Annotated in this window: 8 protein-coding genes; 5 read left to right on the top strand and 3 right to left on the bottom strand. The window is 61.5% G+C overall.

Translation table 11 applies throughout. The annotated features are described in order from the left end of the window. Positions 1 to 196 precede the first annotated feature (196 nt). Both K0H48_RS25250 and K0H48_RS25245 read right to left on the bottom strand, forming a co-directional pair. Positions 197 to 874, bottom strand: coding sequence for an anti-sigma factor (locus K0H48_RS25250; RefSeq protein WP_219269643.1), 678 nt, complete (start codon positions 872 to 874; stop codon positions 197 to 199). Then, positions 871 to 1,497: a sigma-70 family RNA polymerase sigma factor gene (locus K0H48_RS25245; protein WP_257627103.1), complete on the bottom strand. Its 627-nt coding sequence runs from the start codon at positions 1,495 to 1,497 to the stop codon at positions 871 to 873. Before K0H48_RS25245 ends, K0H48_RS25250 begins: the two co-directional genes overlap by 4 nt. A 151-nt stretch (positions 1,498 to 1,648) precedes the next feature. Here K0H48_RS25245 and K0H48_RS25240 point away from each other — a divergent pair, with 151 nt between their 5' ends. Then, complete coding sequence (locus K0H48_RS25240) at positions 1,649 to 2,221, top strand: DUF2780 domain-containing protein (RefSeq protein ID WP_219269640.1); 573 nt, start codon at positions 1,649 to 1,651, stop codon at positions 2,219 to 2,221. Here K0H48_RS25240 and K0H48_RS25235 read toward each other — a convergent pair. Further along, on the bottom strand, positions 2,218 to 3,105 hold the full coding sequence (locus tag K0H48_RS25235) for an acyltransferase (RefSeq protein ID WP_219269637.1): 888 nt from the start codon (positions 3,103 to 3,105) through the stop codon (positions 2,218 to 2,220). The genes K0H48_RS25240 and K0H48_RS25235 overlap by 4 nt on opposite strands. 253 nt (positions 3,106 to 3,358) lie before the next feature. Here K0H48_RS25235 and K0H48_RS25230 point away from each other — a divergent pair, with 253 nt between their 5' ends. Genes K0H48_RS25230 through creD form a run of 4 tightly spaced genes read left to right on the top strand, consistent with a single transcriptional unit; the run spans position 3,359 to position 7,379 of the window. Beyond that, positions 3,359 to 3,859 carry an ATP-dependent zinc protease gene (locus tag K0H48_RS25230; protein ID WP_138813559.1) on the top strand — a complete coding sequence of 167 codons (501 nt, stop codon included), beginning with the start codon at positions 3,359 to 3,361 and terminating at the stop codon, positions 3,857 to 3,859. 8 nt (positions 3,860 to 3,867) lie between these two features. Next, the gene (gene creB / locus K0H48_RS25225; RefSeq protein ID WP_219269635.1) at positions 3,868 to 4,536 is read left to right on the top strand and encodes a two-component system response regulator CreB; all 669 of its coding nucleotides are present in this window, start codon (positions 3,868 to 3,870) and stop codon (positions 4,534 to 4,536) included. Further along, positions 4,536 to 5,975, top strand: a complete 1,440-nt coding sequence (creC, locus tag K0H48_RS25220; RefSeq protein WP_219269633.1) for a two-component system sensor histidine kinase CreC — start codon at positions 4,536 to 4,538, stop codon at positions 5,973 to 5,975. Before creB ends, creC begins: the two co-directional genes overlap by 1 nt. 51 nt (positions 5,976 to 6,026) lie before the next feature. Further along, positions 6,027 to 7,379, top strand: a complete 1,353-nt coding sequence (gene creD / locus K0H48_RS25215; protein WP_138813562.1) for a cell envelope integrity protein CreD — start codon at positions 6,027 to 6,029, stop codon at positions 7,377 to 7,379. Positions 7,380 to 7,437 lie beyond the last annotated feature (58 nt).

Genomic DNA, 7,437 nt, shown 5'->3' with positions numbered 1-7,437 from the left:
GGGCATAGGTATCTACACAACTTTTGAAGGCAGTCAATTTCTCCTGTGGCGAGCAGGCTTGTCCTGCGGAGGGCTGCGAAACAGCCCCAAAACCAGACGCTGAGTTCTTTCAGGAAAATTGCAGTGCCTTTACTGGGGCCGCTTCGCAGCCCTACGCAGGACAAGCCTGCTCGCCACGACTGCCCACTTGCCACAGTCAGCGAGTGGCCAGGGCGCCTTGGTACAGCACGGGGCCGGTGGGTTGTCCGGTGGGTGAGCCGCCTTGTGGTTCCAGGCTGACGGCCAGGGTCGCGGGTGCAGTCAACAGCGCTTGCTGTTCCTTGCTCAGCTGGATTCGGCCTTTACCCGAGGTCGGCACCAAGCCCAGGGAGACGGGTTTGCCACCGGCCGCAATGACCCACAGTTCCAGGGCTCGCGTCGGCTCTACGGCGGCCAATGTGAGCGGCTCCACCTGCAGATGATCGCCAAACGCCTGGACCTGCAACGCCGGCTGCTGGTTGGCCGCGACCAACGTGGCGTTGTACTCGGCGCCGCTATCACGCTGATAAAGCACGCCCACCAGCACCGCCACGACGATCGCGCAGGCAGCGGCGAGCAGTCGGAAACTCATCCAGAAAGGTTTCTTCGCCGGCACATGCAGCACTTGCGGCTCAATGCGCGCCTTGATGCCGGCCCACACATGCTCCGGCACTGGCCGCTCGGGCAGGGCGCCGGTGAGGCTGGCGAGGGCGGCTTGCCAATGGCCGAGCTCCACGCGCAGCGCGGCGTCGTCGAGCAGCAGGGCATCGAAGCGCCGACGCGCAGTGGCGGGCATCAGCCCGATGGCGTAGTCGGCGGCCAGGGCGCGGCGCAGGGCGGTGGTTTGGTAGTTCATGATTCAAGGCACCTGCGCAGACGCTCCATGCCACGGCGAATCCAGGATTTGACCGAACCCAGGGGCGCGGCCAAGTGTTCGGCCAGCTCCGAGCACGACAGGCCCTGGAAGTAAGCCACGCTAATCGACTGGCGTTGCATACCGTCGAGGCTGTCGAGGCAGCGGTTGAGGGCGCGGGCTTCGCGCTCGCTGTCGAGTTGCTCGTGGGCGCTGGGGCTGTCGTCAAGCATGGCTTCCTGCTGGCCCTCGGCTAGAGGCTGTTCGCGGTGTTTGCGCAATTGGTCAATGGCCAGGTTGCGGGTGATGTTGACCATCCAGGTCATCGGCGACGCCAGGTGAGCCTCGTAGCGCGAAGCGTTGTACCAGATGCGCACAAAGGCCTCCTGCAACACTTCTTCGGCGAGGTCCGCGCGCCCCATGAAACGCAAGGCAACGCCGTGCAGCCGTGGCGAAACACTGCGGTAAAGGGTCTCGAACGCCTGGCGGTTGCCCAGGGCGCATTGGGCCAGCAAGGGCCGCAACGGGTCAACATCGTGGACGGAAATAGGGCTTCTCCAGGCTCTCGTTCGAGGGCGACGGGACGGCGCACGGTAGGCAGAGGGTAGTTCAGCTTGAGCATTCATTCCATCCGACTCCGGGCGGTGCATGGGGGATATACGCGCGCGGAGAACATTTGGATGCGGATTTTTCTGAACTAATCTGCAAGTGGGAACATTCCTTCGGGACTGTCAGTCAAACGCCTGCTTTTTGCTCCTACATTCAGAGGTTGTCTTGATGAAGATTTCACGCGGTTTTGCCCTGTCATGCCTGTTGACCGTGGCCGCCAGCCCGGTGTTTGCCGCAGGTTTCAGCCTCGGTGACGTGGCCAATGCCGTCTCCGGTGCCCAGGGCAGCAACAACAAGGCGGCGGCTGCAGCGCCTAGCTCTGAGACCGCCGGCCTGCTGAGCGCCCTGACCTCGCAACTGAACATCACCCCCGAACAAGCCGTGGGCGGTACCGGCGCCATGCTGGGCCTGGCCAAGAATAAACTGAGCGGTACCGACTACTCGCAATTGGGCAAGAGTGTGCCGGGCCTGGATCAACTCTCGGGCAGCAACTCCCTGGGCAGCCTCGGCGCCTTGAGCGGGATGCTCGGCCAGAGCGGCGGCAGCAAGACCAGCGGCCTGGATGGCTTGCTGGGTAACGTGAAGAGCACCAGCGACTTGAACACCGCCTTTAGCGCGTTGGGCATGGACAGTGGCATGGTCAGCCAATTTGCCCCGGTGATCCTCAAGTACCTGGGCGGCCAGGGCGCCAGCGAGTCGGTGCTGGGCAAGCTGGCCTCGGCCTGGGGCACCGGCAGCTAACGCGACTCTGCGCGCAGTTGTTCGATGCGCGCATCCTTCTCCATCCAGAGCTGGTTCACCCAGTTCTGGACGGTCTGGCGAAACGCCGGATCATTCTCGTAATCCCCTTGCCACAATGCCGGGTCCAGCTCACGGGTGCGGATATCAATGATCACCTTCGGCACTGTGCCGCAGATCAAGTCCCAGAACCCCGGTGTTTTTGGCTGCGGATAAACCACGGTCACATCCAGCACCGCGTCCAGCTGCTCACCCATTGCCGCCAGCACAAACGCCACGCCGCCCGCCTTGGGCTTTAGCAGCCGGGTAAAGGGCGAGTCCTGTTGTTTGCGTTTGGCCTCGCTGAAGCGCGTGCCTTCGAGGTAATTGACCACCGTCACCGGCTGGCGCTTGAACAGCTCGCAGGCCTCTTTGGTGATCTTCAGGTCCTGCCCCGCCAGCTCCGGGTGCTTGGCCAGGAACGCCTTGGTGTAGCGCTTCATGAACGGGTAATCCAGCGCCCACCAGGCCAGGCCCAGGAAGGGCACCCAGATCAGCTCTTTTTTCAGGAAGAATTTGAAGAACGGCGTGCGCCGGTTCAGCGCCTGGATCAGCGCCGGAATGTCGACCCAGGATTGGTGGTTGCTGATCACCAGGTAGGAAGTGTCGCCGCGCAGCTCATCGCCGCCGCGAATGTCCCAATGCGTGGGGATGCACAGCGCGAAAATCAGTTTGTCGATCTCGGCCCAGGTCTCAGCGATCCACATCACGGCCCGGGAGGCATAGTCGCGAAAGCGGCCGGGCGCTACCAGCTTGAGCAGGGCAAACACCATCAGCGGGCCGAACAGCACCAGGGTGTTGAGCAATAACAGCAGTGTGACAAAACAGCCGGTGAGCAGGCGGCGCATAAGTAACTCTTGGAATCGGGTGGGCGGGCCATGATAAGCAAGCTGAGTCTAGAGGCCAAATCGCAAAATGCCGCACGAATGTGATCGTTCCCACGCTTTGCGTGGGAACGCCTCCTGTGACGCTCTGCGTCACGACTTAAGACTGACGCGGAGCGTCCAGAGCTGCATTCCCACGCAGAGCGTGGGAACGATCTAACTAAACAACGCTTTTGCGGTCTAGAATCCGCCTACTTCTTTCCGAGGAAATCACTTCGTGAAACTGCTCCTTGCCTTGCTCGCCCTGGCTGCCGTACCCGTCATGGCTGCCGAACCGACCCTCTACGGTCGCTACGAATACATCCAGTTGCCGGAGATCGGCCAAACCTTCAAGGCCAAGATGGACACCGGCGCGCTGACCGCCTCGCTGTCGGCCCGCAACATCGAAACCTTCCAGCGCGATGGCGACGACTGGGTGCGCTTCCGCCTTGGCGGCAAGGACGCCAGCGACAAGGTCTATGAGCACAAAGTCTCGCGCATCAGCAAAATCAAAAGCCGCGCTGACGAAGACGACGACAAAGACGAAGCTACTGTGGCCAAGCGCCCGGTCATCGATCTGGAAATGTGCCTGGGCAACGTCAAGCGCACTGTGGAGGTCAACCTCACCGACCGCAGCAGCTTCAACTACCCGTTGCTGATCGGCGCCAAGGCCCTGCGTGAGTTCGGCGCGGCGGTAAACCCGGCCCGCCGCTACACTGCTGACAAACCGGACTGCTGATTGAACCCATGCCGCACATCCTGATTGTCGAAGACGAAGCGGCGATAGCCGACACGCTGATCTTTGCCTTGCAAGGCGAAGGCTTCACCACCACCTGGCTGAGCCTTGGCCAGGAGGCGTTGGCCCATCAACGCCAGACGCCTGCCGACCTGATCATCCTCGACATCGGGTTGCCGGATATCAGCGGCTTTGAGACTTGCAAACAGCTGCGCCGCTTCAGCGAAGTGCCAGTGATGTTCCTCAGTGCGCGCGACGGCGAGATTGACCGCGTGGTGGGCCTGGAGATCGGCGCCGACGATTATGTGGTCAAGCCGTTCAGCCCACGGGAAGTGGCGGCACGGGTTCGGGCGATTCTCAAACGCGTCGGTCCCGGCGCTGCGCCCGCCGTATTCCAGGTCGACCTGGAACGCATGCAGATCAGTTATCGCGGCCAGCCTTTGAGCCTCACGCGGCATGAGTTCCGCCTGCTGCAAAGCCTGCTGGAACAGCCCGAACGGGTGTTCAGCCGCGAGCAGTTACTCGACGCGGTGGGCGTGCCGGCCGATGCCGGCTACGAGCGCAATATCGACAGCCATATCAAAAGCCTGCGCAGCAAACTGCGCGGTATTGCCGCGGATGCCGAGCCGATCCAGACCCATCGCGGCCTCGGCTACAGCTACAGCCCGAGCCACAGCTGATGCGCCTGGGGCTGCGGATCTTTCTGGTGTATGCGCTGTTTATCGGCCTCACGGGTTACTTTGTGCTCAACACCGTGATGAAGGAAATCCGCCCTGGCGTGCGCCAGTCCACCGAAGAAACCTTGGTGGACACGGCCAACCTGCTGGCTGAAATCCTGCGTCTTGACGTAAAAAATGGCACCCTCGGCCAAAGCCACTGGCCTGAGTTGCTCAAGGCCTACGGCAATCGCCAGCCCGGCGCGACCATCTGGGGCCTGCCGAAAAACCAGGTCAACCACCGCATCTACGTGACCGACGCCAACGGCATCGTATTGCTCGATTCCACCGGCGAAGCGGTGGGCCAGGACTATTCACAGTGGAACGACGTGTACCTCACCTTGCGCGGTGAATACGGCGCCCGTTCCACCCGCAGCGAACTGGACGATCCCACCTCGTCGGTGATGCACGTGGGCGCGCCGATCCGCGACAACGGCCAGATCATCGGCGTGGTCACGGTGGCCAAACCCAACAGTTCGTTGCAGCCCTATGTGGATCGCACCGAGAACCGCTTGCTCTGGTACGGCGCCGGGTTGGTGGTGTTGGGCCTGCTGCTGGGCGCATTGCTGTCGTGGTGGCTGAGCGTGGCGTTGCATCGGCTCACGGCGTATGCACAGGCGGTGAGCGAAGGTCGCCGGGCCGAGTTGCCGCATTACCGGGGCGGCGAACTCAAGCAATTGTCCACCGCTGTGGAGCACATGCGCACGCAGTTGGAGGGCAAGGCCTACGTCGAACATTACGTGCACACCCTGACCCACGAATTGAAAAGCCCGTTGGCTGCCATTCGCGGCGCGGCGGAATTGCTGCAGGGCGATATGAGCCGCGAGCAGCAGCAGCGTTTTATCGGCAATATCGACAGCGAAAGCGCGCGCCTGCAGCAGTTGATCGAGCGGTTGCTTAACCTTGCCCAAGTGGAGCAGCGCCAGGGTTTGGAAGAACAGACCCGCATGCCGTTGGCGGCCCTGGTCGACGAAGTAATCAAGGCGCAATGTGCGCGAATCGAAGGCGCCGGCCTGCACGTTGAACAGACGATTGCAGCCGATGTGAAGGTCTTCGGTGAGCCTTTCCTGCTGCGCCAGGCGCTGGGCAACCTGCTGGATAACGCCTTGGACTTCACACCGCCGGGCGGCACCTTGCGCTTCAGCGCACAGACGCAACACAGCGACGTGCAGGTCAGCCTGTTCAATCAGGCCGCACCGATTCCCGACTACGCCTTGCCGCGCCTGAGCGAGCGTTTCTACTCGCTGCCGCGCCCCATCAGCGGGCGCAAAAGCACGGGCCTGGGCCTCAACTTTGTCGAGGAGGTGATGAAGCTGCACGGCGGCGCGTTGCAGATCGGCAATGTGCAGGGCGGCGTGCAAGTGGTGCTGCATCTCCACACAGTCTCCACAGTGCCCACATAAAACGCCCACACGCGCGGCTCACGCTCTGCCCATCAAAACAGGGAGAGCCCCATGAACCGCAGCCTGCTTTTCAAACTTGGCGCCATCGCGCTGCTGATCCTGCTGTTGCTGATTCCGTTGCTGATGATCAACGGCATCATCAGCGACCGCCAGCAACTGCGCGACGGCGTATTGATGGACATCGCCCGCAGCTCCAGCTACAGCCAGCGCATTACCGGACCCGTGATGGTGGTGCCGTATCGCAAGACCGTGCGCGAGTGGAAACTCAATGAAAAGCTCAACAAACGCTACGAGGAAACCCGTGAAGAGCGCGGTCGTCTGTATTTCCTGCCGGACCGCTTTGAGCTCGACGGCAAGGTGCAAACCGAACTGCGATCGCGCGGCATCTACCAGGCGCGCCTGTTCCATGCCGATAACCGCGTCAGTGGGCGTTTTGAACTGCCTGCGCAGTTGGGCATTACGGAAAACTTCGCCGATTACCGTTTTGATCCGGCGTTTCTGGCGGTGGGTATCAGCGATATTCGCGGCATCGAAAACGCCCTGAAGCTGGAGCTGGGCAGCCAACGCCTGGCGTTTTCACCGGGCTCGCAAGTGGACTGGCTGGGCGAGGGCGTGCATGTGACGCTGCCCGAGCAGGACAGCAAAAAGCCTGGCGTGGTGGACTTCGCTTTTGACCTGCGTCTGCAAGGCACCGAGCAGTTGCAAGTAGTGCCGGTGGGCAAGACCAGCCAGGTGTCACTCGCGTCCAACTGGCCGCACCCAAGCTTTATCGGCAACTTCCTGCCGGCGCAGCGAGAGGTCACCGACAAGGGCTTCAGCGCCAACTGGCAGACTTCGTTTTTCTCCACCAACCTCGAACAGGCGCTGCAAACCTGCCTGGACCGCCAGGGCTGTGAAGACTTCAGCAACCGTAGCTTTGGCGTGAACTTCATCGACCCGGTTGACCAGTACCTCAAGAGCGACCGCGCGATCAAATACGCGCTGCTGTTTATCGCCCTGACGTTTGCCGGTTTCTTCCTCTTTGAGGTGCTGAAAAACCTCGCGGTACACCCGATCCAGTATGCATTGGTGGGCTTTGCCTTGGCGTTTTTCTACCTGCTGTTGTTGTCGTTGTCCGAACACTTGGGCTTTGCGTTGGCCTACCTGATCTCCGCCAGTGCCTGTGTGTTGTTGATTGGTTTTTACGTGTGCCATGTGCTGCGCAGTGTTGCTCACGGCCTGGGCTTTTCGGCTGGGTTGGCAGCGTTGTATGGCTTGTTGTACGGGCTGCTGAGCGCCGAGGATTACGCGCTGCTGATGGGCTCGCTGTTGCTGTTCGGGCTGCTGGGTACGGTGATGGTGCTGACGCGCAAACTGGATTGGTATGGCGTGGGCAAGCGCAAGGATCGGGAGGTGCTGCAATGATTGGGTTACGTGAAGATCAGCAGGTGCGCGCGCAATTGGTCGGAAAAATCAATGCGTT

Origin of the sequence: Pseudomonas sp. Xaverov 259, from assembly GCF_019352915.1 — a bacterium.
Taxonomy (GTDB): domain Bacteria; phylum Pseudomonadota; class Gammaproteobacteria; order Pseudomonadales; family Pseudomonadaceae; genus Aquipseudomonas.
This window is presented reverse-complemented; position numbering and strand designations above follow the sequence as displayed.

What these genes read in the sequence shown, in the direction of transcription:
- K0H48_RS25235 (WP_219269637.1), bottom strand. Translation starts at nt 3,105, where the DNA reads ATGCGCCGCCTGCTCACCGGCTGTTTTGTCACACTGCTGTTATTGCTC.
- creB (WP_219269635.1), top strand. Translation starts at nt 3,868, where the DNA reads ATGCCGCACATCCTGATTGTCGAAGACGAAGCGGCGATAGCCGACACG.
- creD (WP_138813562.1), top strand. Translation starts at nt 6,027, where the DNA reads ATGAACCGCAGCCTGCTTTTCAAACTTGGCGCCATCGCGCTGCTGATC.
- K0H48_RS25240 (WP_219269640.1), top strand. Translation starts at nt 1,649, where the DNA reads ATGAAGATTTCACGCGGTTTTGCCCTGTCATGCCTGTTGACCGTGGCC.
- K0H48_RS25245 (WP_257627103.1), bottom strand. Translation starts at nt 1,497, where the DNA reads ATGAATGCTCAAGCTGAACTACCCTCTGCCTACCGTGCGCCGTCCCGT.
- K0H48_RS25250 (WP_219269643.1), bottom strand. Translation starts at nt 874, where the DNA reads ATGAACTACCAAACCACCGCCCTGCGCCGCGCCCTGGCCGCCGACTAC.
- creC (WP_219269633.1), top strand. Translation starts at nt 4,536, where the DNA reads ATGCGCCTGGGGCTGCGGATCTTTCTGGTGTATGCGCTGTTTATCGGC.